29 protein-coding genes are annotated in these 24,305 nt (G+C 62.7%); 13 read left to right on the top strand and 16 right to left on the bottom strand.

The annotated features are described in order from the left end of the window. The 3 genes from B7Y49_RS08765 to B7Y49_RS08755 form a co-directional block, all read right to left on the bottom strand. On the bottom strand, positions 1–650 hold a 650-nt coding region (locus B7Y49_RS08765; RefSeq protein WP_374127206.1), incomplete at its 3' end, for an SEC-C metal-binding domain-containing protein. A 105-nt stretch (positions 651–755) separates the two neighbouring features. Next, positions 756–1,022 carry a type II toxin-antitoxin system YoeB family toxin gene (locus B7Y49_RS08760; RefSeq protein ID WP_374127205.1) on the bottom strand — a complete coding sequence of 89 codons (267 nt, stop codon included), beginning with the start codon at positions 1,020–1,022 and terminating at the stop codon, positions 756–758. Beyond that, positions 1,019–1,270, bottom strand: a complete 252-nt coding sequence (locus B7Y49_RS08755) for a type II toxin-antitoxin system Phd/YefM family antitoxin (protein WP_374127209.1) — start codon at positions 1,268–1,270, stop codon at positions 1,019–1,021. The genes B7Y49_RS08760 and B7Y49_RS08755 overlap by 4 nt, the downstream gene beginning before the upstream one ends. Before the next feature lie 63 nt (positions 1,271–1,333). Here B7Y49_RS08755 and B7Y49_RS08750 point away from each other — a divergent pair, with 63 nt between their 5' ends. Then, a complete protein-coding gene (locus tag B7Y49_RS08750; protein WP_374127208.1) occupies positions 1,334–1,633 on the top strand; it encodes a VOC family protein in 300 nt (99 codons plus the stop codon). Between the two features lie 8 nt (positions 1,634–1,641). On the opposite strand, the gene B7Y49_RS08745 is transcribed toward B7Y49_RS08750, so the two are convergent. From B7Y49_RS08745 to B7Y49_RS08735, 3 genes are read right to left on the bottom strand one after another with little or no spacing between them, the layout of a single operon-like run. Further along, positions 1,642–1,944 carry a type II toxin-antitoxin system RelE/ParE family toxin gene (locus B7Y49_RS08745; RefSeq protein ID WP_374127204.1) on the bottom strand — a complete coding sequence of 101 codons (303 nt, stop codon included), beginning with the start codon at positions 1,942–1,944 and terminating at the stop codon, positions 1,642–1,644. Next, positions 1,886–2,182 (bottom strand): type II toxin-antitoxin system ParD family antitoxin, encoded by a 297-nt coding sequence (locus B7Y49_RS08740; protein ID WP_374127203.1) that lies wholly within the window; start codon positions 2,180–2,182, stop codon positions 1,886–1,888. The genes B7Y49_RS08745 and B7Y49_RS08740 overlap by 59 nt, the downstream gene beginning before the upstream one ends. Before the next feature lie 50 nt (positions 2,183–2,232). Further along, complete coding sequence (locus B7Y49_RS08735; protein ID WP_374127202.1) at positions 2,233–2,763, bottom strand: hypothetical protein; 531 nt, start codon at positions 2,761–2,763, stop codon at positions 2,233–2,235. Between the two features lie 378 nt (positions 2,764–3,141). Here B7Y49_RS08735 and B7Y49_RS08730 point away from each other — a divergent pair, with 378 nt between their 5' ends. From B7Y49_RS08730 to B7Y49_RS08720, 3 genes are all read left to right on the top strand, one after another. Continuing rightward, positions 3,142–4,419 carry an alpha/beta hydrolase gene (locus tag B7Y49_RS08730; protein ID WP_374127201.1) on the top strand — a complete coding sequence of 426 codons (1,278 nt, stop codon included), beginning with the start codon at positions 3,142–3,144 and terminating at the stop codon, positions 4,417–4,419. A gap of 74 nt (positions 4,420–4,493) precedes the next feature. After that, positions 4,494–5,075 carry a DUF3833 family protein gene (locus B7Y49_RS08725; protein WP_374127200.1) on the top strand — a complete coding sequence of 194 codons (582 nt, stop codon included), beginning with the start codon at positions 4,494–4,496 and terminating at the stop codon, positions 5,073–5,075. 9 nt (positions 5,076–5,084) lie between these two features. Beyond that, on the top strand, positions 5,085–6,689 hold the full coding sequence (locus B7Y49_RS08720) for an ATP-dependent DNA ligase (RefSeq protein ID WP_374127199.1): 1,605 nt from the start codon (positions 5,085–5,087) through the stop codon (positions 6,687–6,689). Here the strand turns inward: B7Y49_RS08720 and B7Y49_RS08715 are convergent. Beyond that, positions 6,682–7,215: a GNAT family N-acetyltransferase gene (locus B7Y49_RS08715; RefSeq protein WP_374127198.1), complete on the bottom strand. Its 534-nt coding sequence runs from the start codon at positions 7,213–7,215 to the stop codon at positions 6,682–6,684. The genes B7Y49_RS08720 and B7Y49_RS08715 overlap by 8 nt on opposite strands. 102 nt (positions 7,216–7,317) lie before the next feature. Further along, complete coding sequence (locus tag B7Y49_RS08710; RefSeq protein WP_374127197.1) at positions 7,318–8,112, bottom strand: cold-shock protein; 795 nt, start codon at positions 8,110–8,112, stop codon at positions 7,318–7,320. Positions 8,113–8,369: 257 nt separating this feature from the next. On the opposite strand from B7Y49_RS08710, the gene B7Y49_RS08705 reads away from it, so the two are divergent. From B7Y49_RS08705 to B7Y49_RS08680, 6 genes are all read left to right on the top strand, one after another. Next, positions 8,370–8,990 (top strand): ribonuclease D, encoded by a 621-nt coding sequence (locus tag B7Y49_RS08705; protein WP_374127196.1) that lies wholly within the window; start codon positions 8,370–8,372, stop codon positions 8,988–8,990. Positions 8,991–8,995: 5 nt separating this feature from the next. Continuing rightward, entirely contained in the window at positions 8,996–9,634 is a 639-nt protein-coding gene (gene lptC / locus B7Y49_RS08700; protein WP_374127195.1) for an LPS export ABC transporter periplasmic protein LptC, read from the top strand. Positions 9,635–9,646: 12 nt separating this feature from the next. After that, a complete protein-coding gene (locus B7Y49_RS08695; protein WP_374127207.1) occupies positions 9,647–10,180 on the top strand; it encodes an LptA/OstA family protein in 534 nt (177 codons plus the stop codon). Positions 10,181–10,316: 136 nt separating this feature from the next. After that, positions 10,317–11,105, top strand: coding sequence for an ABC transporter ATP-binding protein (gene lptB, locus B7Y49_RS08690; RefSeq protein WP_374127194.1), 789 nt, complete (start codon positions 10,317–10,319; stop codon positions 11,103–11,105). 5 nt (positions 11,106–11,110) lie between these two features. Then, a complete protein-coding gene (rpoN, locus tag B7Y49_RS08685) occupies positions 11,111–12,610 on the top strand; it encodes an RNA polymerase sigma-54 factor (RefSeq protein WP_374127193.1) in 1,500 nt (499 codons plus the stop codon). Between the two features lie 53 nt (positions 12,611–12,663). Continuing rightward, complete coding sequence (locus B7Y49_RS08680) at positions 12,664–13,059, top strand: hypothetical protein (protein ID WP_374127192.1); 396 nt, start codon at positions 12,664–12,666, stop codon at positions 13,057–13,059. Here B7Y49_RS08680 and B7Y49_RS08675 read toward each other — a convergent pair. From B7Y49_RS08675 to B7Y49_RS08650, 6 genes are all read right to left on the bottom strand, one after another. After that, on the bottom strand, positions 13,035–13,640 hold the full coding sequence (locus B7Y49_RS08675; protein ID WP_374127191.1) for a YdeI family protein: 606 nt from the start codon (positions 13,638–13,640) through the stop codon (positions 13,035–13,037). The genes B7Y49_RS08680 and B7Y49_RS08675 overlap by 25 nt on opposite strands. Further along, the gene (locus tag B7Y49_RS08670; protein ID WP_374127190.1) at positions 13,637–14,635 is read right to left on the bottom strand and encodes a ligase-associated DNA damage response exonuclease; all 999 of its coding nucleotides are present in this window, start codon (positions 14,633–14,635) and stop codon (positions 13,637–13,639) included. The genes B7Y49_RS08675 and B7Y49_RS08670 overlap by 4 nt, the downstream gene beginning before the upstream one ends. 53 nt (positions 14,636–14,688) lie before the next feature. Next, a complete protein-coding gene (locus B7Y49_RS08665; RefSeq protein WP_374127189.1) occupies positions 14,689–15,141 on the bottom strand; it encodes a helix-turn-helix transcriptional regulator in 453 nt (150 codons plus the stop codon). A 45-nt stretch (positions 15,142–15,186) separates the two neighbouring features. Continuing rightward, positions 15,187–15,804: a cytochrome b/b6 domain-containing protein gene (locus tag B7Y49_RS08660; RefSeq protein ID WP_374127188.1), complete on the bottom strand. Its 618-nt coding sequence runs from the start codon at positions 15,802–15,804 to the stop codon at positions 15,187–15,189. Beyond that, complete coding sequence (locus B7Y49_RS08655) at positions 15,791–16,060, bottom strand: hypothetical protein (protein WP_374127187.1); 270 nt, start codon at positions 16,058–16,060, stop codon at positions 15,791–15,793. Before B7Y49_RS08655 ends, B7Y49_RS08660 begins: the two co-directional genes overlap by 14 nt. Before the next feature lie 128 nt (positions 16,061–16,188). Then, positions 16,189–16,605, bottom strand: coding sequence for a hypothetical protein (locus B7Y49_RS08650; protein ID WP_374127186.1), 417 nt, complete (start codon positions 16,603–16,605; stop codon positions 16,189–16,191). Positions 16,606–16,671: 66 nt separating this feature from the next. On the opposite strand from B7Y49_RS08650, the gene B7Y49_RS08645 reads away from it, so the two are divergent. From B7Y49_RS08645 to B7Y49_RS08635, 3 genes are all read left to right on the top strand, one after another. Next, entirely contained in the window at positions 16,672–19,083 is a 2,412-nt protein-coding gene (locus B7Y49_RS08645) for a ligase-associated DNA damage response DEXH box helicase (protein WP_374127185.1), read from the top strand. A gap of 40 nt (positions 19,084–19,123) precedes the next feature. Further along, positions 19,124–20,062 (top strand): aspartyl protease family protein, encoded by a 939-nt coding sequence (locus tag B7Y49_RS08640; protein ID WP_374127184.1) that lies wholly within the window; start codon positions 19,124–19,126, stop codon positions 20,060–20,062. 70 nt (positions 20,063–20,132) lie between these two features. Then, entirely contained in the window at positions 20,133–21,563 is a 1,431-nt protein-coding gene (locus B7Y49_RS08635; RefSeq protein WP_374127183.1) for a M20/M25/M40 family metallo-hydrolase, read from the top strand. Positions 21,564–21,569: 6 nt separating this feature from the next. Here B7Y49_RS08635 and B7Y49_RS08630 read toward each other — a convergent pair whose 3' ends face one another. Together B7Y49_RS08630 and B7Y49_RS08625 are read right to left on the bottom strand one after the other, a co-directional pair. Further along, positions 21,570–22,286 carry a PepSY domain-containing protein gene (locus B7Y49_RS08630; RefSeq protein ID WP_374127182.1) on the bottom strand — a complete coding sequence of 239 codons (717 nt, stop codon included), beginning with the start codon at positions 22,284–22,286 and terminating at the stop codon, positions 21,570–21,572. Positions 22,287–22,334: 48 nt separating this feature from the next. After that, a complete protein-coding gene (locus B7Y49_RS08625; protein WP_374127181.1) occupies positions 22,335–24,254 on the bottom strand; it encodes a potassium transporter Kup in 1,920 nt (639 codons plus the stop codon). Between the last annotated feature and the right edge of the window lie 51 nt (positions 24,255–24,305).

Below are 24,305 nucleotides of genomic sequence, written 5' to 3'. Positions count from 1 at the left end.
AAGACTTTCAATCTAGAATGCTCGCCAAAACCTAATTTCATAGAAAAAATAGCTGCGTTGAGTTCTTGCTGGATTTCAGCCTGTTCATCAAAACTGCGGCCTGCGTCCAGGTTATCACGCAAAAACCTCAAGGTAGGTAGCGCCACTTGTTTCATATATATTTCGTAGCATGAAGCTCTATACGACAATAAGAATGCTGCTAACTTTGTGGGATTGTTGATAATCTCAGCCGCTCTGAAAGTGATTGTATCATGAAATGAGCAAAATCCTCGAAAGGTAGATGCAGAATTTATACCGATTAATTGCAAATCATCTGTGTTAGTTCGTGGATTTGAATTACGTCCCGATAGAACGTGACCATTTTCGGCTATTTCTAAAAGGCCGGTACGTTTTTGAATTGTGTGGGCACGAATTGCACCTCCTGAGCATTTTTCGGGAGCATCTGGGTGAAAGCAGATGCCCGTTACCTTTGCCTCATTATAAAACTTTGAATGAAGGACTGGTAGCGGCAGTTGAACTTGATGCTCGCGAATTGCGTGGCATCTTTTCCATTTCTTGCCCGATGTACACCAGCAAAATTCGTTGCGCCTCATTTCTCGAACCGGCTGCAAAGGCTTATATTCTCGAAAAGGCGATCCGCTAACATACATGACTTATAGCTGCGACCCGATCTACGTTAAGTCAATGAAGACAACGTTGGGGTTACGATAACAGTTCTATAAATGCCCAAATTCAGATCGGTATCGGTCTGGGCTTCAATAATGATACCGGCACTGCGCCACCTGCAGCGTCTGCGCGTCCCCACTACCCGCCACCCGGTACACCAACCGGTGCTCCTGACTGATCCGCCGCGACCACCAGCCCGACAGGTTTCCGCCGAGCGGTTCCGGCTTGCCGGTGCCTTTGAACGGGTGACGGCGGCATTCCTCGATTAGCGTGTGGAGCTTGTCGAGCATTTTGGCGTCATGCGCTTGCCAATGGCGGTAATCCTCCCACGCCGTCGGCCAGAACGTCACGTTCACGGGAACGCGATAGCCTCGGACTCGCCGCCAGCTTCGAACCCACGTACCGCTTCCAGCAGGCGCTCAGCGTTTTTCGGCGAAGACAGCAGATAGAGCGTTTCCTCGATCGACGCCCATTCGCTTGCCGAGATCAGCACCGCGCCCTCGCCGCGCTGGCGCGTGATGGCCAAGGGTGCACGATCGGCGACGACCTTGTCGATCATCGCCTTCAAATTCTCACGCGCTTCGGAATAGGAGACAGCTTGCATCGAATTGATATGTACAAAGTTCTGTCCAATGTCAATGTATAGGCCACGCCCCATCTCGCCCACATCGCCCTTCTCGTCCGCGATTATGACGAGGCGCTCGCCTTTTACATCGGCAAGCTCGGTTTCACCCTCGTCGAGGACACCGATCAGCCCGAACAGGCGGCAGCAATAGGCAACCAAAGCAGCGGCCGCGTCTTCCTGTTCCTCGCCACCGATGATTTCGCGCGCGATCATGCCGCCTTCACGGCCGCCGGGGTGCACTTCACCAAAAGCCCCCGCCACGAACCGTACGGCACGGTCGCGGTGTTCGAAGATCTCTACGGTAATTTGTGGGATTTGATTGAGTACGCAAGGCCCGATTAATCGTGGTCCTATAAATGTCGCGCGGCATCCATCGCGCTGTGCAGGATGCGGCGGATCACCACCGCGTCCCCCTCGATCACATAGAATATCCGGTGCCGCTGGCATGCCATCGACCGAACCGACGGCGTGAGCGTCGGATGCAGGCTGCCCGTCTTGGGAAAATCGATGAGCAGACGAAATGCATCCTCGATGCCGTCCAGATACAAAATTGCCCGATCGATCCCGAACTGATCGACGCTGTAATCCCGGATATCAAGCAGATCGGCTTCGGCGCGGCGGCTGAGCTCGAGCCGCATCGGCGCTCTCGCCACGCTCCCTCAAGCCCGCGCGCAATTCGTCCAGGTACACAAAGGGGTCGCGCTCACTCACCCCAGAAGCCAACCCCTCATCGATTGCCGCCTGCAGCGCTTTCAGCTTCCGGTCATAGTCCCGGTCGCGCCGCACCAGATCGCGGACATAATCGCTGGTGCTGCTGTAGCTTCCCTCCGCCACGCGCGCTTCTGCCCAGCTTTTCAGCGCTTCGGGGATCGAGATGTTCATCTGTGCCATGTGCGCCTTATACGATTCTGCGCTAAATTTGGCAACGGCAGCGCGCCGCGTCACCCCGCCATCTTCTCCGCCAATATCGCCACCCACACCGCCAGCGTCATCGTGCCCCCAATCGCAGACGTCATCACCGCGCGGCGGAGCAAATGGCTTTGCGCATCGATCGAGTGGACAAAGGCGGCGAACAGGCGGCGTTGCAGCCGTGCCGCGTCGCCAGCGGTCGGATCGGCATCGGTGCTGGCACCCTCCAGCCCCTCGGTATCGAACTCCTCGCCCAGCAGCAGTGCGCGCAGGCACAAAGCGCTGGAGAAGATCAATGGCGCAATGCCCACCAGACTCGCGATCGTCAGGCCCGGCTGGGTCGCCGCATCCACGCTCAGCGGCGCGCCGGGGCTCGCGGAAATCGGGTGCGTGCCGATCGTCACCATCAGCGCATTGAACGCCAGCATCCCGCCGATCCGCACCGACAAGTCGAGATCGCGATTCTCCAGAAACTCCAGATCGGCAATGAAGCCGGGAGCGGGATTGTCACCCCGCATTGCCTGGAACGCGCGGAGGCGAGAGCGAAAGGAAGAGTTCAGCATGAAGGGGTGATATCGCGAGGCATGGGCAATCGCCAAGCGGCGATCGCCGGGCCTTGTCACCCGTTACGCATGACTTTCCTACAGCTACGGCCTTGTGCGATAACCCGCCGATGCAGTTTCGCCGATCCTCGCCGCCGATGTCCTGCGCTTATGGCCGCACCTTATGGGCTGCAGCCATAACGGCACCTGTCGTCCGGTATCAGCACAAGCTATTGGCTTTGCATGTTTTTAGATCTCGCCAATATAGCGCGAGACCCGCAACTTCCGCAACTTCGCCGCGCGCGACGGTGCGGTCAGATCGTCGCATCGCTCCCTCAGCTTGACGTTACCTCGTTCAGCGTCTCTGCTTCTGCGCATCCAGCCGGGGGAGAATCGGTGATGCGCCTGTCCATTCGTGCCGTCGCTACCCGGTTCGCTATTCTATCCGCTATCCTGCTGCTGGCCGCCTGCGCCGGCCATGTCCTGCCCGCGAGCGACCAGTTCATTGTGCCGCAACAGGCCGATCCGGCAACGGCGCGCGATGCGGCAGTGTTTGTCGATGCCAATGGCAGCTTCTATCCCAGCGGTTGGTGCAGCCAGGTGCTGAGCCCCAAGAAATGCGCCGCCACGCCGTTCAAGCCGCCGCGCCAATTGCCGGGGGCCAGCCTGCTCAACTTTGCCGATGGCCGCTGGATAAAGGGCGGCGGCGCTGCATTCCGCGCCCGGATCGACGCTGACGAGACCCGCCAGCTCGATGCGATTGCCGCCTTTGCCGCGAACAAGCAGCGCATTTACGTCTTGGTGCATGGGTTCAACAGCACCGTGGCGGAAACCGACCCGTCCTTTCAGGCGATCGAAGACCGGCTGGCGATCGGGCCCGGCGATGGCGTGATCCGATTTTACTGGGACGGGCTGACCGGGTCGGGGCTGGGGGCGCTGAAAATCTGGTTCAACGCGGCCGGCTATAGCCAGGTCGCGGGCTCGCGTGGTCTGCGGCGGGTGCTTGATCGGCTTCCGGGCAAATCGGTCTATCTGATCGCGCATAGCCGGGGGGCGTCGGTGATCCTCTCCGCGCTCGGCAACCCGGTCTATGATCGCCAGTTCAAGGCGGATACCAATGCCGTCTCCGCCGGGTGGAAGCTGCCGATTACCCGCCTGCTCGAACCCGATCCGCTGAAGGAACAGGGCAGCAAAATCCATGTGCTGTTAATGGCCGCGGCCGTCGGGCGGATCGATTTTTGTGATGCGCGCGAGCAGGAACGGTTCGATGTCGCGACGATCGTGCCGCGCAGGCGCCTGCTCGCCAAGGCGCCCGTGATCAAGGATGATGATGAACGCCCCTGGATTGGCTGTGTCGAACTGCGGCGGTTCAGCGATCAGCTGAAATCGATCCGCTATGTCGTCAACATCGCTGATCCGGTGCTGAAAAAGGGGGTCGGCTTCCAGTATCGCTTCAATCCCACCACGCTGGGGCTGGAGCCCGAAGTTGGCCGGGCTATTGCGCAGGAGGGTGGTTACCCGATGACGCCCTATTTCACCGATCCGCCGCGCAGCAAGCATGATTTCCTCGATTATGTGCGGGATCCGAGCTTTTTTCGCATGCTGTGCGATGCCGGCATTCTGCGACAGAACCTGAAGGGGCGGGCAGGGCGTTGTGAACAGCGGACGGAGCCGTGATCGCCTTGTCGTTGGGCAAGCAACAGTCGAATAGGGAAGGCAGCGGAGGCCGCATGGACGGTATGGAGCATCGAATGTCACGAAAAGCGGCAGGCATCGCCCTGGTATCGAGCGTGTTGGCGATTGGCGGCTGTGTACCAATGCCGCGCATCGAGCGACAGGCCCCGGCTCCGCGCTTTGCCGCGACCGAATTCTTCAATGGCCGCACCGAAGGGCGCGCGACGTTGAAAGTGATCATGCGCCAGGCCAAGCCCGTGGCGGTGCACGGCATGGGCCGGATGGAGCGCGATGGGACGTTGGTGCTCGATCAGATCGTCGAGGAAGGCGGCAAGCCGCCCAAGAAGCGCCAATGGCGGATCCGCGAGACGACGCCCGATCATTATGTCGGCACACTCAGCGATGCGACCGGCGGGGTTACTGGGGTCACCAAAGGAGATCGCCTGGTGCTGCGCTTCACCATGAAGGGCGGTTTTCGGGCAAAACAGTTCCTGACGCTCCGGCCGGACGGCAAATCGGCGCATAATGTGATGGTCGTGCGGAAACTGGGGATGAATGTGGCCGTGCTCGATGAGGTGATCACGCGCGAGCCGATCGTCCTGGAATCGGTCACGCGAGAGGCGGTAACGGGGGAAGCGATCAGCCAGGCTAAGCCCTAACGCCCCGCCATGCGCCGTTTTGCCGATCTGCTCGATGCGCTCATCTACACAAGGTCGCGCAACGCCAAGCTGAAGCTGATCGCCGATTATGTCCGCGCCGTACCGGATCCCGATCGGGGCTGGGCAATGGCGGCGCTGACCGGTGATCTCGATATTCCGGCGGTGAAACCGGCGATCATCCGCGCGCTGATCGAGGCGCGGGTCGACCCGGTGCTGTTCCGTATGAGCCGCGATTATGTGGGGGATACCGCCGAGACGGTGGCCTTGCTCTGGCCGGTTTCGTCGGGGGACAGAGCCGATCTGCCCCCACTGACGCTGGGCGAGGTGGTCGATACGCTGGCACGGGCGAGCCGGGCGGAAGGGCCGGTGGTGCTCGCCGCAATGCTCGACCGGCTCGATGCAAGCGAGCGCTTTGCCTTGCTCAAGATGGCGACCGGGGCGCTGCGGATCGGCGTTTCGGCCCGCCTCGCCAAGACCGCGCTGGCGCAGGCTTTCGCGCTCGATGTCGATGCGGTGGAGGAAGTCTGGCACGGGCTTGCACCACCCTATGCGTCGTTGTTCGTCTGGGGAGAGGGGCGTGGTCCCCAGCCGATCGCCACCGACATGCCGGTGTTCCGATCCTTCATGCTCGCCCATCCGCTGGAGGATCTGCGCGTCAGTCTCGACGATTATGTGGCCGAATGGAAATGGGATGGCATCCGCGTCCAGATCGTCCATGTCGGCGGCGAAACGCGGCTCTACAGTCGGGCCGGCGACGATATCACCGCGAGTTTTCCGGACGTCGCACGCGCCTTTGTCACCCCGGGCGTGGTCGACGGCGAACTGATGGTAAAGGGCGATGAGCAGGGCAGCGCCGTTGAGGGCGGGGCGGCGGCGAGCTTCAACGCGTTGCAGCAACGCTTGGGGCGCAAGGTCGTGTCGGCCAAGATGCTGGCAGAGTATCCGGCCTTCGTTCGGCTCTACGATATCCTGTTCGATGGCGTGCAGGATGTGCGCGAGCTGCCATGGCATGCGCGCCGTGCCCGGCTGGAGGCGTTCGTTCCGGCACTCGACTCCGACAGGTTCGACATCAGTCGGATTATCGACGCGCCCGATTTTGATGCGCTTGAGGCGATTCGCGGTGGAGCACGCGATGCCGCGATCGAAGGCGTTATGCTCAAACGCCGCGATTCGCCCTATGTTACGGGGCGCCGGACGGGGCTGTGGTATAAATGGAAACGCAACCCGCTCTCAGCCGATTGTGTGATGATGTACGCCCAGCGCGGCAGCGGCCGCCGCTCATCCTTTTATTCCGATTACACCTTTGGCTGCTGGACGGGGGATCCGGCGGCAGGGGGCGAATTGCTGCCCGTAGGGAAAGCCTATTCTGGGATTACCGACGAGGAGCTGAAGGTGCTCGACAAGTTCGTGCGCGATCACACGACGGCGCGCTTCGGCCCGGTGCGCGAGGTGGAAAAGACGCTCGTGCTGGAGATCGCGTTCGATTCGATCCACGCCTCAAAACGCCACAAATCGGGCGTCGCGATGCGCTTTCCCCGGATCGCGCGGATCAGGATCGACAAACCGGCGGCCGAGGCGGATACGATCGAGGCGGTGAAACGGTTGATCAGCTAAGCGAGCGCGCGAGTACGACGAAGCCGAGCACGTCGGTCCGCGGCAGGCCGAACCGCTCGTCACCATAGGGAAACGGGCGTTCTTCACCGGTCAGCCGGTAACCGCGCCGCTCGTAATAAGCGATCAGTTCGGTGCGCTGGCGAATCACCGTCATTTCCATCCGGGTTGCCCCCAAATGATCGCGCGCAAAGGCCTCTGCAGCGGCGATCAACTGCCTGCCGAGCCCTTTTGCCTGACCCTGGGGTGCCACCGACAACAGTCCTAGATAGGCAAGCCCTTCACCGTGATCGGCAATCTCGACACAGCCGAGTAGCGCGCCATCGGCGCCTTCGGCAACCAGCAGATGTTGGTCGGGATCGACAAGGATATCGGCAAGTCCGGCTGGGTCGATTCGTTGCCCGTCCAGCAAATCAGCCTCATGCGTCCAACCGCGGCGGGCCGTATCGCCGCGATAGGCGCTTTGGATCAGGGCATTTAGCGCGGCGATATCGCCGGCGACGGCGGGACGGATCAGGATCTGGCTCATCGCTGAAGGCCTTACATTATCAAGCGAGGTTGCAACGAAAAAGCCCGGCACGCAGGCTGCGTACCGGGCTTTTCGAACATCCCAGGCAAGTGCCGGGATGAATTACTGCATCGGCGCCAGATTGACGGCCGCGAACTTGCCGCGACGATCGACCTCAAGCTCGAACTCAAGCCGGTCGCCTTCGTTCAACGTTGGCATCCCGGCACGCTCGACGGCACTGATGTGCACGAACGCATCGGGCTGGCCATCATCGCGCTGAATGAAGCCGAAGCCCTTCATGGCGTTGAAGAACTTGACCGTCCCGGTTGCCTTTTCGCCGGTCAGCTGACGCTGCGGGCCACCCGCACCACCGCGCGGTGCGCCGGGGCCGGCGTCGCGGTCACGCGGCGGGCCACGGTCTTCGACTGGCAGTGGTTCGCCGTCGATTTTCAGGTCGGTCGCCGAAATGCGGCCGCCACGATCGACCAGCGTGAAGCCGAGCGGCTGACCTTCGGCCAAACCGGTCAGGCCAGCCTGCTCAACGGCACTGATGTGAACAAACACGTCTTCGCCGCCGTCATCGCGAACGACGAAGCCGAAGCCCTTTTGACCGTTGAAAAACTTGACGACGCCGGTGCCTTCACCAACGACCTGGGGCGGCATGCCGCGCCCGCCGCCACCCGAAGGTGCACCGCCAAAGCCGCCGCCGCTGCGGAAACCGCCGCCGCCGCCGCCACCGCCACCGAAGCGGTCACCGCCGCCACCAAACCGGTCGCCGCCGCCGCCGAAGCGGTCCCCACCGCCACCGAAGCGATCACCACCGCCAAAGCCGCTATCGAAACCGCCTTCGCCAAAACCATCGCGCTTGTCTTTGCCGCGCCCGCCGCGATCCCCGCGGCGCCCTTTATCGAAACTCATGCCCTGTTCGTCTTCCTGGTTCGCCCGTCATAGATGCTAGAATCCGAGCGTCGGACGACAAACGCAGGTTTCCGGGCGCTCCTCTGCTCGCGCCTCCCCTTGTGCATAACTCAAAAACTGCCTTGCTGCGAACAAATTCGTCGCGGCACGACTTCTGCTTGCCGCCAGCCGTAGAATCGCCATTGGCGGCAACAACGGGCTGTTGAAAAAGCGTGCAAAGCATTGAGCGTCGCCGCGTTCAGGTCTAGGCGACGCTGATGACCGTTTATCTCCACGAAGAAGATCTGCCCGCCAACGTCTTTGCGCCGGGCCAGTCGATTGCCGTCGATACCGAAACAATGGGTTTGATCACCCCGCGAGACCGGCTTTGCGTGGTCCAGCTATCCGATGGCGGGCCGGACGAGCATCTGGTGCGCTTTGCCCCTGGCAGCAATTATGCGGCGCCGAACCTGCGCGCGCTGCTTGCCGATCCTGACCGATTGAAGCTGTTTCATTTTGCCCGATTCGATCTCGCAGCGATCAGCCATTACCTTCAGGTAACCGCGACGCCGGTGTATTGCACCAAGATCGCGTCGCGGTTGGTGCGCACCTATACCGATCGGCACGGGCTGAAGGAGCTGGTGCGAGAGCTGCTCGGCCAGGAAGTATCGAAGGCGCAACAGTCGTCGGACTGGGGATCGCCAATATTGTCCGATGCGCAAAAGGATTATGCTGCCTCTGATGTGCGCTATCTTCATGCGATGAAGATCGAGCTCGACCTGCGGCTGGAGCGCGAAGGCCGGATGGCGCTGGCGCAATCATGCTTCGATTTCCTGCCCGCTCGGGCCGAACTCGATCTGGCTGGCTGGCCCGAAATCGATATTTTTGCGCATGCCTGATACTGATGACTAATCCGATCCCCCGCGCGCGCACCGATCGGCAGCGCTGGGCTGCGCCCGGCAGTCCGCATGATCGTGTGGTCGCCACATCCCGGTTCGTGTTGCCGGTATTGATTGGCGTGCTCGCGGCCTTCCTTGTCACCGCACCATTGACGATGAGCGGGGACGTGAGCTTCCTGCTCGACAAGAACAAGGTTGAGGTGGCCAAGGAACGGCTCCGGCTCCAGTCAGCGCGCTACCGCGGCGTCGATGCACAGGGCCGTCCATTTTCGCTGCGCGCGGGCTCTGCGGTGCAACAGAGTTCCGCCGAGCCGGTCGTCAAGCTGACGACGCTGGCGGCGGATATGACGCTGGCCGACGGCCGGGCAACGCTGCGCGCCAATAGCGGGCGCTATGATCTCGGAACCGAAAAGGTAAAGGTTGACGGGCCGATCCGTTTTACCGCTGCCAACGGTTATGATTTGAAGACGAGCGATGCGACGCTCGATCTGAAGACCCGCAAGCTCAACAGCGGCGGGGCTGTCACGGGCCAGGTACCGCAGGGGAAGTTCAGCGCAGCACGCATGTCGGCCGATCTCGATTCGCATGTCGTTACCCTGGACGGTGATGCCCGCTTGCGGATTGCGCCGCGAAAGACGAGATAGGCGCGCATGGATATGATCCGCCTTGCCGTCGTGCTGGCCGCCAGCACCCTTGTCGTCGCCGCCGCGCCACTGATCGCGCAGACGCGGCATGATTCGGGCGCCCCGATCGATTTCGGTGCTGATCGCATCGAGCTTCAGGATAAGGCCAATCGCGCCGTTTTGTCTGGCAGTGTGTCGGTAAAGCAGGCCGAAATGACGCTGAACGCGGCACGGATGACCGTCGCCTATACCGGTCAGGTCGTCGATGGCAGCCCGCAGGTGTCGCGGCTTGATGCATCGGGTGGCGTCTCCGTTACCCGGCCTGATCAATCAGCGCGCAGCCAGTTTGCCGTTTATGATCTGCAGCGGCGCGAAATCATCATGATCGGTAACGTCATGCTTGTGCAGGGCGGCAACCCGGTTAGCGGCGGGCGGCTACGAATCGATCTCGATTCGGGCAAGGCGTATCTTGATGGCGGCGGCGCGGTGGGCGGTGCTGGCGGCACGACATCGAACAGCGGTGGCAGGGTAACGGGGCGCTTCACGGTGCCCAAGCGCGACAAATAGCATTGATTTCGCGTGGGGTGCCCGGTGCCGGGCTTCCCCCGGCGATGGCGATCGTGCAAAAGCCATGCACGAAGCTTGCCAATTGCCTTTCTTCAACACGCCATTAACCATTTCCTGCAAGCATTGAGGCTGCATTATGGACGATGTCACCACCCTTTCGGCGAAGCCCGCCCCTGCCAGCGTTGCCACGACGGCGACGATGGGCAGCGGCTTGTCCGTCGTCTCAATCGCCAAGGCGTATGACAAAAGGCCGGTGCTGTCCGATGTATCGGTGTCGGTTGGGCGTGGCGAGGTGGTCGGGCTGCTCGGCCCCAATGGTGCGGGCAAGACGACCTGTTTTTATTCGGTGATGGGGCTGGTGAAGCCCGATTCGGGCCGGATCATGCTCGATGGCGACGACATTACCGGCTTGCCGATGTATCGCCGCGCGATTCTGGGGCTTGGCTATCTGCCCCAGGAAACATCGATTTTCCGGGGACTTTCGGTTGAAAAGAACATCCTGACCGTGCTCGAACTTGCCGAGCCTGATGCTGCCAAGCGGCAGGTTCGGCTCGATCAGCTGCTCGATGATTTCGGCCTGACGAAGTTGCGCGACGCCCCCGCCATGGCGCTGTCGGGCGGTGAACGTCGCCGTGCGGAGATTGCCCGTGCGCTTGCCGCCGATCCGTCGATCATGCTGCTCGATGAGCCCTTTGCGGGGATTGACCCGATATCGATCGCCGATATTCGCGATCTCGTCCGCGAACTGAAAAAGCGCGGGATCGGCGTGCTGATCACTGATCATAATGTGCGCGAGACACTCGAAATCGTCGATCGCGCCTATATCATCTATGACGGCCGGGTGCTGTTCACCGGATCGCCCGACGAACTGGTGGCCGACGCCAATGTCCGCCGCCTGTATCTGGGCGAGGGCTTTTCGCTCTAGCTGCGATGGGGTTAGGCCCGCGCCTCGATCTGCGCCAGTCGCAATCGCTGGTGATGACCCCCCAGCTGCAGCAGGCCATCCGGCTGCTGGCGCTGTCCAACCTCGAGGTTGAGGGTTTCATCGCGGAAGAGATTGAGCGCAACCCGCTGCTGGATGCCAGCGCGCCCGATGATGATGGACCGACGATCGACCGGGAGCCAGCACCTGAACTGCCAAGCGAACCGGCCAGCGCTGATGAGCTGATCCTGGGCGGTGACCATGCCGGCGAAGCGTCGCTCGATGTCGATTTCACGGCCGAGACTTTCCACCATGACAGCGCTTCCGATGGCGCCGGGATGGATGGGTCGCTCGGGCTGAACGGCGCGAGCGGCAGCGGCATGGCGGGGGAGGACGGCCCCGACTTCGACAGCTTCGCGGCCGCCGACATCAACCTGGCCGACCATCTGCTCGCCCAGGCCGGGCCAGTGCTTAGCGGTACCGATTCGTTCATCGCCGCCCACCTGATCGATCAGATCGATGAATGCGGGTATCTGACAGTGCCGTTGCTGGAGGTTGCCAATCGGCTCGGCGTGCCGCTCGCGCGGGTGGAGGCGGTGCTCGGCGTGATCCAGACTTTCGATCCGACCGGGGTGGGTGCGCGTAATCTTGCCGAATGCCTCGCGCTGCAGGCCAAGGAAGCCGATCGCTATGATCCGGCGATGGCGCGGCTGATCGACAATCTCGATCTGCTGGCCCGCGGCGAATTGGGGCGGCTCAAGCGGCTCTGCGGCGTCGATGACGAGGACATGGCCGACATGATCCGCGAGCTGCGCGATTATGATCCCAAACCCGGCTGTCGCTATGGCGGGGAACCCGCCCAGGCGGTGGTGCCCGATATCTTCATCGCGCGGCGCAAGGGCGGCTGGGCGATCGAGATCAACGCCGCGACCCTCCCGCGGCTGCTTGTCAACCGCAGCTATTATACCGAGCTGGCCACCGGCGCGCAGGACAAGAACAGCAAGGCCTGGCTGTCGGATATGCTCGCCAGCGCCAAATGGCTGGTCAAGGCGCTCGACCAGCGCCAGCGCACGATCATCAAGGTCGCGACCGAGATCGTGAAGCAGCAGGAGCCGTTTTTCATCCACGGTGTCGCCCACCTTCGGCCGATGACGCTGCGCCAGGTCGCCGATGCAATCGAGATGCACGAATCGACCGTCAGTCGGGTAACCAGCAACAAATATCTGAGCTGCGATCGGGGGCTGTACGAACTCAAATATTTCTTCACCAGCGCGATCCAGTCCGCTGATGGCGGTGATGCGGTGTCGGCAGAGGCGGTGAAGAACGCGATCAAATCACTGATTGCGCAGGAGGATGCCAAGTCGATCCTCTCCGACGATACTCTTGTCGATCTGCTGAAAGAGAAGGGGTTCGATATCGCCCGGCGGACTGTGGCCAAATACCGAGAGGCGCTGGGCATCGGCAGTTCAGTGCAGCGTCGCCGCGCAAAGGCGCTTGAAGGCGCCTGATAACGGTGCCCCCTTTTGCGATTTGGCAACAAATTGGCCTTATCTGGCACCGCATGAACGCTTTCTTTTCTATCCAGGCTGATCCCGCCCGTGATCTCGTGAAGATCAAACTCAAGGGATTCTTCACCCCCGCTGCGCTTCAGGCCTTCAAGGATGAGCGGCGGATTGTGCACCAGCAGTTGCGCTGCGGGCCCAACCAGCATCTGTCGCTCGCAGATACCCGCGAAATCGGTATCCAGTCGCAGGAGATGGTGGCGCAGTTTCACGGGATGCTTGCTGATCCCTCCTATCGCTCGCGCAAGCTTGCCTTTGTCGTCGCCTCGTCGCTTGCGCGGATGCAGTTGATGCGGGCGATCGGGTCGCGCACCGCGCAATGCTTCACCGATCCCGTGGAAGCTGAAGAGTGGCTGCTCGCCGAGGATGATCAGCGGATCGCATCGGTCGCCTGAGTCTTCGGCCGCCACGCCAGCGGATCAACCCCCGCCTGCGCGCCTGCCACAATCTTGGCGATCCGCGCCGCGCGCGTTTCCGCCCGCCGGGCAGACCCCAAAAATTCCAGGCAGCGCTTACGTGTCGCGAGCGACAGCGCCGTAAAGCCCTTGTCTGCGCCGGCCGCTGCTAGTGCCGCCGCCAGATCGGCGGGTGGATCGCCGGTTTCGGGCGCCCTTAACCGATCCCAGGAGCCGTCCGCCCGCGCCGCCACCACGATCGCCAGCCCCGCTGCTGCCATCTGCCCATCTGCAATCAGCCGTTCGGCCCGTTCGCGATTGGCGGCAGACCAACCGCTCCCCGGCTTGCGGGGACTGAGCAACAGCATCGTGCGCAGATCATCGAGCTTGCGCGGCAGGCTGTCGATCCAGCCGAAACACAGTGCCTCCTCAACGATCGCTCCATAGGGCAGGTACCGATCGCCCGCCGCCTGCTTGTAGGTGACGAGCCAGATCGGCGTTGCCTGGCCGTGGTTGGCGGCAAGCCAGGCGCGCCAGTCGGCCCGACTGGTCACCTCCACGCGTTCATAGTCGTCCTTCAATCGTCCTCGTCCTCATAGCCGCTGAGCGCCAGCGCGCGGGCCTTGATCTGGCGGGTCATGCACCAGTGCACCAGTGCCTCCTCGCGGCCATGCGTTACCCAGACTTCCTTGGGCGCAATCTCGGTCAGGGTGTCGGTCAGCTCATCCCAATCGGCATGATCGGAGAGGATCAGCGGTAGTTCCACCCCGCGCTGCACCGCGCGCTGGCGCACCCGCATCCAGCCGCTCGCCATCGCGGTGATCGGATCGGGCAGGCGACGCGACCAGCGATCCTGCAGCGCGGAAGGGGGAGCGACGATGATGTGGCCCGCCATTTCCGCCTTGTTCGCCACCGTGGCGGGGCGCAACTCGCCCAGGTCGACGCCGTGCGCGACATACAGGTCGCACAGCTTCTGCATCGCGCCGTGGATATAAATGGGGTCTTGGTGCCCCGCATCACGCAGCTCGCGGATCACGCGCTGCGCCTTGCCGAGCGCATAGGCCCCCACCAGTACGCAGCGTTCGGGGTTGGCGTGGAGTGCGGCGAGTAGTTTCGCGATCTCGCCTGGCGTGTCGGGGTGGCGAAAGACGGGCAGGCCAAAGGTCGCTTCGGTGATGAAGACATCGCATTTAACCGGTTCGAACGGGGCGCAGGTGGGGTCAGCGCGGCGCTTGTAGTCGCCCGAAACGATTACGGTTTCGCCGCGATGGGTGAGCACGATCTGCGCCGAGCCGAGCACATGGCCTGCGGGTACAAAGCGCACGCCGACATCGCCAAACACTAGCTGCTCGCCATACGCCACCGCGGTGCCCGCCTGCGGGCCGTAGCGTACGCCCATGATCGCCAGCGTCGCGGGCGTCGCCCACACCGCGCCGTGGCCGCCGCGCGCATGATCGGCATGGCCATGCGTGACGAGGGCGCGGGGCGAGGGGCGCGACGGATCGATCCACACATCGGCGGCGGGCACGTAGATGCCGTGGGCGTGCGGTTCGATCCAGTCGCCGAGTTTGGTCATGACAGCGATATGGGGCGGGATGGCGGATGGTTACAACCGCCACCGACCGCGAATCAGCGATCGACCAAATCTTCAGTGAACTGCGCGATCAGACCCACCTGCGACTTTACCCCGGCCTTGGCGTACACGTTGGTCAACTGCGCGCGAACGGTGCCGGCTGCGGTTGCCCTGAGCGCGGCAATTTCGGCAATGTCGCAGCCTTTCAACGCAAACAATGCGACATCGGCTTCGGCAGCCGTCAGCCGCCACTCGGCAAAACGCAGTCGGATCAAATTGGCCATCGCGCCGCGCGCCGTCGCCACAGCGGTTTCGTCATGGCGGGCTTGCCGGATCAGCCAGCGTATTTGCAGTGCGCCGAACACGACCCCGGCGAGCAGCGCGATCGAAACCGCTGCTTCGATGATCAGGTGCGCGCTGATCCGCTCCCCGCGCCAGTCGCCGACAACATCACCCAGGAAAAACAATGTGGCGAGCAGCTGCAGGACCACGACAACCACCGTTATCATGGTCCTGCGTTTTAGCGCGCGCCGTCGGTCGATCATCGCCAACGCTTAGCGTGGCCCCGGTATCATCGCCATCACGATATGGCGTCCGCTCCGCCGACTTTCGAAGATGACGCCGGCGATGTGGAGAAGGATCAACAGGTAAAGCACGTTGACCGCCATTTCATGAACCTCTTCCAGCAGCTCTTCCTGGTCTTCGCCCTGTTCGCTGCCTTCGCGCTCGCCTGCTTCATCGCCCGACTCGGTTGCGACCATTGCGCTGGGTGACGCAATCGTCCGCAGCGTAGCAGTGTCGGGAAGCCCGGCCATCGCGATGCCGCTTGCGATTACCACCCCAAGCGTGCCCCAGATCGCGTAGACCATCAGCGCCCCCAACGGGTTGTGCGAAGCATGGACGGGCTTTCGGCCCGCGACGATATCCCCGATATGCGCCACCGCCCGCCCGGGGCTGGGCGGAAAGGCAGTAAAGCGCGCTGGCTTGGGCCCGATGAACCCCCAGATCAGCCGCACCGCCAGAACAGCAACCAGCGCATAGCCGACCCAGACATGCGCGCCCGATCCTTCCTCGACGATCAGCGCATTGACCAGAATCGCCGCCGCGATCGACCAGTGGGTTACTTGAACGACCGCGTCCCACCGCCGGGGGCGGGCTTCAATCGCGGTCATCGTTATCGCTCCCCAACCGATCATCGGTCTGACCTTCGGAACGCTCGTGGTGCCGCTCGTTGCGTTCATGCTCGTGGCGCTTCCGCTGTTGCTTTGCGTGCCGCGGGGGCTTGGCGCGGTTTACCGTGGCGGCAGTGGCAGTGGCACTGGACGGCTTGGCTGTCGGCGTCGATTTTGCTTCTTCGGCCGCCGCTGGCACGGCGATCATGATGGCGAAAAAGCTGGTCGCGCGCGTGGTGAACGTTGGTGTGAACATGAAACATCTCCCTTGCTTGAGGTGCACGGGAGATGTCGGCGATGGCATGGCCATACCATTGGCGATTGGCTTAGGTGCGGCGAGACAAGCAGATGCTTATGGCGGAAACAAACGGCATTCCCGGTTGATCAGTCGTTCGCCGACGCCAATCGCGCTGAAGCTCTGCCGCCTGCCGCCGCTGCGGCGATCTTCGTGCCGTAGGACAGCGCGACATAGCCCCAGGGAATCGCCCCGCCTGCCAGTACCGCGATCAGCGGAAGATCGATCACGGCATAAGCGATGCCCACCGCCGCGCCTGCTTGCCAGCCCGGCAGCTCTCCGCGACGTCGCGCCGCCAGCCAGCCGCCGATAAACAGCAACGGCATACCGCTGGCGATGCCGATGACCGGCGCGATACGCATGGCATAGGCCTGATAAAAACTTTCCCCCCGGCCTGGATCGATCATCTCGGAATAGATCGTCACCCAGATGACAACGAAGATAACACCGAGCGCTAGCGCGAGTAGCGCGAGGCCGATCGCGCGGATCAGGAAACGTCCGGTCATTGAAATGCCCCCAGGTCTTGCACCGCAGCCAGTGGTACGCCGCCGCCAGCTGCCTATACAAGCCGGATGATGCCGCCGCTGCCCCAACCCTTGACTGACTGGTTCGCGGACAAAGGTTGGGCGCCCCGGCGGCACCAGCTCGACATGCTCGCGGCGGGGCGTGCCGGTCGGCATGCGCTGCTCGTCGCGCCGACGGGGGCGGGGAAGACGCTGGCGGGGTTTTTGCCGACCCTGGCCGAACTGATCGAATCGCCCGCTGAGGGGCTGCACACGCTTTACGTCTCGCCGCTGAAAGCGCTGGCGGTGGATGTGCAGCGCAACCTGATCACGCCGATTGCGGAGATGGGCCTCGATATCCGGGTCGAAACGCGCACCGGTGATACCCCAAGCGATCGCAAGCTGCGCCAGCGGATTAAGCCGCCGCAGATCCTGCTGACCACCCCTGAATCGCTGTCTCTGCTGATCAGCTATCCCGACTCGTTCCTGATGTTTGCCAATCTGAAGACGATCGTGATCGATGAGGTGCACGCCTTTGCCACGCAGAAGCGCGGTGATCTGCTGTCGCTCGCTATGGCGCGACTGCAGGCGATATCGCCAGGGATGCGGCGCGTGGCGCTATCGGCGACCGTGGCCGATCCCGATGGCTATCGTGCCTGGCTCGCGCCCGATGGCGATATCGATTTGGTGACGACGGTGCAGGGGGAGCCGGGGGCGGACCCCGATATCTCGATCCTGTTGCCGCAAGGGCGCGTGCCCTGGTCGGGCCATTCGGGGCGCTATGCCGCCGAACAGGTGATCGCCGAAATCGAGACGCATCGGACCACGCTCGTCTTTTGCAACACCCGCGCGCTCGCCGAGCTGATCTTTCAGGATCTGTGGAAGGCGAATGACCTGCAGCTGCCGATCGGAATCCACCACGGATCGCTGTCGCTTGAGGCGCGGCGTAAGGTGGAAAGTGCGATGGCCGACGGCAAATTGCGAGGTCTCGTCTGCACCGCCAGCCTCGATATGGGCATCGACTGGGGGGACGTCGATTGCGTCATCCAGATGGGCGCGCCCAAGGGGGCATCACGGCTGCTCCAGCGGATCGGTCGCGCCAATCACCGGCTCGACGAGGCGAGCGAGGCGATCGTCGTGCCGGGCAATCGCTTCGAATATCTCGAGGCACGCGCGGCGCTCGATGCGGTGGCTGACCGCGAGCTCGACGCCGATGATTTTCGGGCAGGCGGTCTCGATGTGCTGGCGCAGCATATCATGGCCTGCGCCTGTGCAGCACCCTTCGACGAGGCGGCGATGCTGGCCGAGGTGCGATCCGCGCTCCCCTATTCGGCGCTGACCGATGATCAGTTCGCCCGGGTGCTGGGGTTCATCAGCGACGGCGGCTATGCGCTGAAAGCCTATGACAAGTTCAAGCGGCTGGTGCGGGATCCCGATGGCACCTGGCGCATCAGCCATCCCAAATTCATAGCGCAGCACCGGCTGAACGCCGGGATCATCGTCGAGGCGACGATGCTGAGCGTGCGGTTCCGCAATGGGCGGCAATTGGGGCGGGTGGAGGAAGGGTTCGCGGCGACCTTGTCAGTCCGCGACACGTTCTTTTTTGCCGGGATGAGCCTTGAGGTCGAGAAGATCGACAATGAGGACCTGATCGTCCGCGCCACCTCCCGACCAGCGCGTATCCCCAGCTATGGCGGCGCGCGGATGCCGCTGACCACCAATCTGGCGAACCGGGTGCGAGGTTTCCTCGCCGATCCCGGCGGCTGGCACCGCTTTCCCGATGATGTCCGCGAATGGCTCGACATCCAGTCGAAACGATCGATCATGCCGCAGCCGGGGCAATTGCTGGTCGAAACCTTCCCGCATGAGGGGCGGCATTACATGGTCGCTTATTGTTTCGAAGGGTGGAACGCGCACCAGTCGCTCGGCATGTTGCTGACCCGGCGAATGGAGACCTTGGGGCTGAAGCCACTGGGGTTCGTGGCGAATGATTATGCGCTGGCCTGTTATTCGCTCGATCCGGTGATGGAGCCCGCCGCACTGTTCTCCGCCGACATCCTGGAGGATGAGTTCGTCGACTGGGTGCAAGGCTCGCACCTGTTGAAGCGCGCCTTTCGCGAAGTCGCGGTGATCGGTGGGCTGGTCGAGCGGCAACAGCCGGGCAAACGCAAGACCGGCAAACAGGTGACCTTTTCGACCGACCTGATTTATGACGTGCTGCGCCGGTATGAGCCTGAACATCTATTGCTAAAGGCCGCCTGGGCCGATGCGCGCGCGAAGATGACCGATGTCGGGCGGCTTGCCGATCTGCTCGATCGCGCGGCGGGGACGATGTTGCACGTGGCGCTCGACCGCGTGTCACCGCTCGCGGTGCCAGTGCTGGTGATGATCGGACGGGAAAGCGTGCCCCAGGGGCTGGCCGATGATGCGTTGCTGATCGAGGCCGAGGCGCTGGCGGTGGAGGCGATGCGGCTCGATTGATTCCTTGTCGAAACGAAGGCGCAGGCATATTCCGTGCGGCATGCGTAACGTGATCGGCCCGATGTTCCTGCTATTGCTGCTGATATCCAGCCCGGCATGGGCCCAGCCTGTGCCGAGCGATGTGCGAGCACAGGGACCCGCCCCCCTCACCACCGAAAGCGTGATCGCACTGGGCAGCGACATTCCGGGGCGAATGACGGTGCCGGTAACGATCGGCGGCGAAGGGCCCTATCCGTTCACGATCGATACCGGGGCCGAACGATCGGTGATTTCGAGCGAACTGGCCGCGCTGTTGAAACTCGCGCGCGGCAAGACGGTGCGGGTGACGACGATTACCGGTGCGGTCAACGCCACCACGGCAGTGATGCCCCAACTCCGGGTGAGCAACGTCGAGATCGCGCGGATCGAGGCGCCGACCTTTGGTGGCTATGATCTCGGCGCACCGGGGTTGCTGGGGCTTGATCTGCTTGCCGGGCATGCGATTCGGATCGATTTTGAAGCGAACGAGATGCGATTGGTCGGTGCGTCGGCCCGGCCCGCCAATTTCGGCGACACCCCCGACGAAATCGTTATCCGGGCGCGCAGCCAGTTCCGCCAGCTGGTTGTCACCGACGCCTATTTTCGGGGCAAGCGGATCCGGGTGATTGTCGATACCGGTACAGCGGTGTCGCTGGGCAATCTGGCGATGCTTCAACTGGTCGGCGGCAAGCGCGAGCAATCGGCGATGATCACGCTGACCAGCGTGACGGGCGCCAAGCTGGAGGCCGAATATGCGGTGGTGAAAGATGTGACGATCGGCGGGGTGGTGTTCCAGACGCTGCCGGTCGCATTTCGCGATGCCGCGCCGTTTTCCGTATTCGGCCTGCGCAAGCGACCGGCATTGTTGCTCGGCATGGATGCGCTGCGCCAGTTCCGCCGGGTCGACATCGATTTCGCCAATCGCGAAGTGCGCGTGTCGCTGCCGCGCCGCCGCCGCTGATCGGTTATTGCCAATCGTCGGCAAAACCGATCTACATCGGGCTTGGTCACCAGACAGGATGGGTATGGCGATGCGCGGCACGAACGGCGGAATGAAGTTGGTCAAGGCAGCGTTTGCTGGCGGGGTGGCGCTGGCGACGCTTGCCGTGCCGGTTGTCGCGCAGGCCCAGTCGCGCCCCGATCAGCAGGCATTTTTCGGTCTGTACAAGGAACTGGTTGAGACCAACACGACGCTGTCATCGGGCAGCTGCACCCAGGCCGCGGCGCAGATCGGCGCGCGGATGAAGGCAGCGGGCTATGCGGATAGCGATATCACCTATTTCAGCGTGCCCGATCATCCCAAGGACGGTGGCCTGGTCGCGGTGCTGCCGGGTACCGACAAGAAGCTCAAGCCCATGTTGCTGCTCGGTCATCTCGACGTGGTTGAGGCCAAGCGTGAGGATTGGGTGCGCGATCCGTTCACGCTGATCGAGGAAAACGGCTATCATTATGGCCGCGGGACGATGGACGACAAGGCGCAGGCCGCCGTCTGGGCGGACAGCATGATCCGCTTCAAAAAGGATGGCTATAAGCCCAAGCGCACGATCAAGCTCGCGCTGACCTGTGGCGAGGAAACGACGTTCGCGTGGAACGGCGCGCAGTGGCTCGCGCAGAACAAGCCCGATCTGATTGCCGCCGAATTCGCGCTCAACGAGGGCGGGGGCGGGCGCTATGACGCCAGCGGCAAACGCCAGTTGCTCGCGATGCAGGTCGGGGAGAAGGCGTCGCAAAACTACACCTTCCTCGCCACCAATCCCGGCGGGCACAGTTCGCAGCCGGTGCCCAAGAACGCGATCTATGAGCTAGCCGATGCGATCAAGGCGGTGCAGGGCTATGAATTTCCGGTGAAGTTCACCGATACGACGCGCGCCTTTTTCACTGCGACGGCAGCGGCCACTGGCGGCGCGATCGGCGGGGCGATCACCCGTTTGCTCGCCAACCCCCTTGATACCGAGGCTGACGCGCTGATCAGCCGAGACAAGGCGATGCATTCGACGCTGCGCACGACCTGCGTGACGACCATCCTGACGGCGGGCCATGCCGAAAATGCGCTGCCCCAGCGCGCGACCGCCAATGTGAATTGCCGGATCTTCCCCGGTGAAACGGTCGAGCAGACCCGGCTGAAGCTGCAGGAACTGGCGGGACCATTGGTGACGGTAACGGCGAATGCGCCGGTTCGCCCGACCGCCATCCCGACCAAGCTCGATCCCAAGATCATGGATCCCGCGCGAAAACTGGCGGCGAAGCATTTTCCCGGCGTGCCGTTGCTGCCGCTGATGTCGACGGGTGCCACCGATGGCATCTTCCTGCAGGCGATCGGCATTCCGGTATACGGCGCCCCGGGCATCTTCATCGATCCGGACGGCAATGGCACTCACGGCCTGAACGAGCGGCTGAAGATCGAATCACTCTATGCCGGCCGCGATTACCTGTTCGATCTGGTGAAGCTGTACGCGGGGTAAGGCGGGTCAGGCGCGCTTTGTCCGTCGCCACCGTGCAATCCAGCCAAGCCGTTCGGGGATCAGGACGATGCCCGATACCAGCAAGATCAGGCTCGATCCGACCGCAAGCACGAGCAGCCAGCTGTTGAAGTTTTCGTGCTCCTTGATGTCGAGGATATGCAGGCCCCACAGGAAATCATACGCGCGCCACAGGTCGGATCGGCGCGCAGTGACAAGACCGGTATCGGCGGCCACATAGATCGACAGGCCGGTATCGCCTTTCAGACGGACTTCCCAGGCGGGCAATGCGCCGCGATATTCGGGCGAGTTTTGCGTGATGGCCACGACGCGGTCGACCGCAAAAGCCCCGCGATAATCCTGCCGCGCGATGGCTGTTGCCGTGGCCGAAGACACGGGGTTGATCTGCACACCCGAGGCGAGATCGAAAAGCTTGGGTCGATCTTTGCCATGGCTCACCAGCGCCACGGGCTTGCCAAGCAGCATCCGGAGCTCGATCCTGTCGGCTGTGCCGATGCCTTGATCGGCGAGCCGTTTGAGGCCCGAGGCGGCGGTGGCAACCGCCATCGACTGGACGGGTTGGCGCGCCATCAGATGCTCGCTGCGGACCTGCTCGATCGGTGACAGGGCAAAGAACAAGCCGCTGCCGAACCAGAAAAGGATCGGCAGCAGCAACACCAGAGCAAGCCATTTATGAACCGTGCCGGCAAGGCTGGTGATCGACATATCGCTCTTTCTGCTCCGGAATCGGCCACAGCCACGCAACGCGTTACGTCAGACTGTCACCTGCTCGCCCAGTTCGAGCACCTTGCCGGGCGGGATGCGCAGGAAATCGGTGGGGTCGCTCGCGTTCCGTTGCAGGAACATGAAGATGCGGTCCTGCCATAACGGCATGCCGACTTGGCCCGATGCCTTCAGCGTGTTGCGGCCGATGAAATAGCTCGTCTTCATCGGGGTGATCGCCAGCTGCACGGTCAAGTCGTGCGGCACATCGGGGGTTTCCATAAAGCCGTATTTCAGCACGACGCTGGTGAAATTATCGTCGATCCGCGCCACGGTTGCCCGCTCCTCGACCGGGATGACCGGGCGATCGGCGGTGCGCACGCTGACGATGAGGTTGCGTTCGTGCAGCACCTTGTTGTGCTTCAAATTATGCAGCAGCGCGCCCGGTGTATTGTCTGGATTTGCCGTCAGGAATACAGCCGTCCCCTCGACGCGCTCAGGCGGGCGCTTGGCAAGCGCGGCGGCGAGATCGGCAAGCGGAATGCTCTGGCGGGCCTCAAACGCATTGACGATCGCCTTGCCGCGCCGCCAGGTCGCGATGATCAGGCCGATCGCCGCCGCCACGACCAAAGGTACCCAGCCGCCTTCGATCACGCGCAGGATGTTCGATCCGAAAAAGATAAGGTCGAGCGCCAGAAACGGCACGATCAGCAGAGTTGCCTGCACGCGGCCCCAGTGCCAGTGATGCCGCACCACCAGATAGGCAAGGCACGTCGTGACCACCATCGTTCCCGTCACCGCGATGCCGTAAGCCGCGGCCATCGCGGACGAGCTGCGAAACTGGGTGACAAGCACCAGCACACCGATCAGGAGCAGCCAGTTGATCGCTGGCAGATAAATCTGGCCCGAATTGTCCGCCGATGTCTGGCGGATGCGCAGGCGGGGTAAAAGCCCCAGCTGGATCGCCTGTTGCGTGAGCGAAAACGCGCCGGTGATGACCGCCTGGCTCGCGATGATCGTCGCCAGCATCGCCAGCAGCACCATCGGGATGCGCAGCGCCCCCGGGACCATCAGAAAGAACCAGTCCTGATTGGCAAAGGGCTGGCCCGCAGCCGTCGCCGCGTGGAGCGCGGTCAATGCGAACGCGCCTTGCCCGAGATAGTTGAGCACCAGTGCCGGGAACACCAAGGCGAACCAGCCGAGCTGGATCGGGAAGCGCCCGAAATGGCCCATATCGGCGGTCAACGCCTCCGCCCCGGTCACCGCCAGAAACACGGCGCCGAGCACGAACAGCCCGATCACTCCGTGCTGGAGGAGGAAGGCGATGCCATAAAAGGGGGAGAGCGCTGCCAATATGCCCGGCTGGCTGGCGATATGATACGCGCCAAGCCCGCCGATCGATACGAACCACAGCACGCAGACCGGGCCGAACAGCTTCGATACACTGGCCGTGCCGCGTGACTGGATAAAAAACAGGCCGACCAGAATGGCGATGGTCACCCCCAGGATGACCGGCTCGGTAATGAGCTGGCCGACACCGGGAATGGTCTTCAACCCTTCGACCGCCGATAGCACCGACAGGGCAGGGGTGAGGATGGCATCGCCGTAAAACAGCGCCGCGCCCGCCGCCCCCAGCACCAGTGCGATCGTGGCGCGCGTGCCGATGGATCGCCGCGCCAGTGCCGTCAGCGCGAGCACGCCGCCCTCGCCCTGGTTATCGGCGCGCATCAGGAACAGCACGTATTTGAAGGTGACGACGATAATCAACGCCCATATCGCCAGGGACAAGACGCCCAGAATCTCGCTTGCATCAATGCCGCCCGCCGCCGATTGGCCGAGCGCTTCGCGAAACGCGTAAAGCGGGCTGGTACCGATATCGCCGAACACCACGCCGATCGCGCCGATCGCCAACATCAACGTGGCGCGGCTGGTTTGGCGGGTATCCTCAGGCACAGTGTCAACAGCGGACATAGATTGGGTGCTCTTTGCGGAACGGCGCGCTTTACGCCTGTGGTTGGCTGG

It is taken from the genome of Sphingomonas sp. 28-62-11 (genome assembly GCF_002278865.1).
GTDB lineage: Bacteria > Pseudomonadota > Alphaproteobacteria > Sphingomonadales > Sphingomonadaceae > Sphingomonas.
This window is presented reverse-complemented; position numbering and strand designations above follow the sequence as displayed.

Excerpts from the sequence above, each read along its gene's own strand:
- B7Y49_RS08720 (WP_374127199.1), top strand. The coding sequence starts at position 5,085 with ATGCGCCGTTTTGCCGATCTGCTCGATGCGCTCATCTACACAAGGTCG.
- B7Y49_RS08650 (WP_374127186.1), bottom strand. The coding sequence starts at position 16,605 with ATGACCGGACGTTTCCTGATCCGCGCGATCGGCCTCGCGCTACTCGCG.
- lptB (WP_374127194.1), top strand. The coding sequence starts at position 10,317 with ATGGACGATGTCACCACCCTTTCGGCGAAGCCCGCCCCTGCCAGCGTT.
- B7Y49_RS08660 (WP_374127188.1), bottom strand. The coding sequence starts at position 15,804 with ATGACCGCGATTGAAGCCCGCCCCCGGCGGTGGGACGCGGTCGTTCAA.
- B7Y49_RS08630 (WP_374127182.1), bottom strand. The coding sequence starts at position 22,286 with ATGTCGATCACCAGCCTTGCCGGCACGGTTCATAAATGGCTTGCTCTG.
- B7Y49_RS08640 (WP_374127184.1), top strand. The coding sequence starts at position 19,124 with ATGCGTAACGTGATCGGCCCGATGTTCCTGCTATTGCTGCTGATATCC.
- B7Y49_RS08670 (WP_374127190.1), bottom strand. The coding sequence starts at position 14,635 with ATGACCAAACTCGGCGACTGGATCGAACCGCACGCCCACGGCATCTAC.
- rpoN (WP_374127193.1), top strand. The coding sequence starts at position 11,111 with ATGGGGTTAGGCCCGCGCCTCGATCTGCGCCAGTCGCAATCGCTGGTG.
- B7Y49_RS08730 (WP_374127201.1), top strand. The coding sequence starts at position 3,142 with ATGCGCCTGTCCATTCGTGCCGTCGCTACCCGGTTCGCTATTCTATCC.
- B7Y49_RS08710 (WP_374127197.1), bottom strand. The coding sequence starts at position 8,112 with ATGAGTTTCGATAAAGGGCGCCGCGGGGATCGCGGCGGGCGCGGCAAA.
- B7Y49_RS08635 (WP_374127183.1), top strand. The coding sequence starts at position 20,133 with ATGCGCGGCACGAACGGCGGAATGAAGTTGGTCAAGGCAGCGTTTGCT.
- B7Y49_RS08625 (WP_374127181.1), bottom strand. The coding sequence starts at position 24,254 with ATGTCCGCTGTTGACACTGTGCCTGAGGATACCCGCCAAACCAGCCGC.
- B7Y49_RS08735 (WP_374127202.1), bottom strand. The coding sequence starts at position 2,763 with ATGCTGAACTCTTCCTTTCGCTCTCGCCTCCGCGCGTTCCAGGCAATG.
- B7Y49_RS08665 (WP_374127189.1), bottom strand. The coding sequence starts at position 15,141 with ATGATAACGGTGGTTGTCGTGGTCCTGCAGCTGCTCGCCACATTGTTT.
- B7Y49_RS08755 (WP_374127209.1), bottom strand. The coding sequence starts at position 1,270 with ATGCAAGCTGTCTCCTATTCCGAAGCGCGTGAGAATTTGAAGGCGATG.
- lptC (WP_374127195.1), top strand. The coding sequence starts at position 8,996 with ATGACTAATCCGATCCCCCGCGCGCGCACCGATCGGCAGCGCTGGGCT.
- B7Y49_RS08645 (WP_374127185.1), top strand. The coding sequence starts at position 16,672 with ATGATGCCGCCGCTGCCCCAACCCTTGACTGACTGGTTCGCGGACAAA.
- B7Y49_RS08655 (WP_374127187.1), bottom strand. The coding sequence starts at position 16,060 with ATGTTCACACCAACGTTCACCACGCGCGCGACCAGCTTTTTCGCCATC.
- B7Y49_RS08725 (WP_374127200.1), top strand. The coding sequence starts at position 4,494 with ATGTCACGAAAAGCGGCAGGCATCGCCCTGGTATCGAGCGTGTTGGCG.
- B7Y49_RS08740 (WP_374127203.1), bottom strand. The coding sequence starts at position 2,182 with ATGGCACAGATGAACATCTCGATCCCCGAAGCGCTGAAAAGCTGGGCA.
- B7Y49_RS08695 (WP_374127207.1), top strand. The coding sequence starts at position 9,647 with ATGATCCGCCTTGCCGTCGTGCTGGCCGCCAGCACCCTTGTCGTCGCC.
- B7Y49_RS08715 (WP_374127198.1), bottom strand. The coding sequence starts at position 7,215 with ATGAGCCAGATCCTGATCCGTCCCGCCGTCGCCGGCGATATCGCCGCG.
- B7Y49_RS08680 (WP_374127192.1), top strand. The coding sequence starts at position 12,664 with ATGAACGCTTTCTTTTCTATCCAGGCTGATCCCGCCCGTGATCTCGTG.
- B7Y49_RS08705 (WP_374127196.1), top strand. The coding sequence starts at position 8,370 with ATGACCGTTTATCTCCACGAAGAAGATCTGCCCGCCAACGTCTTTGCG.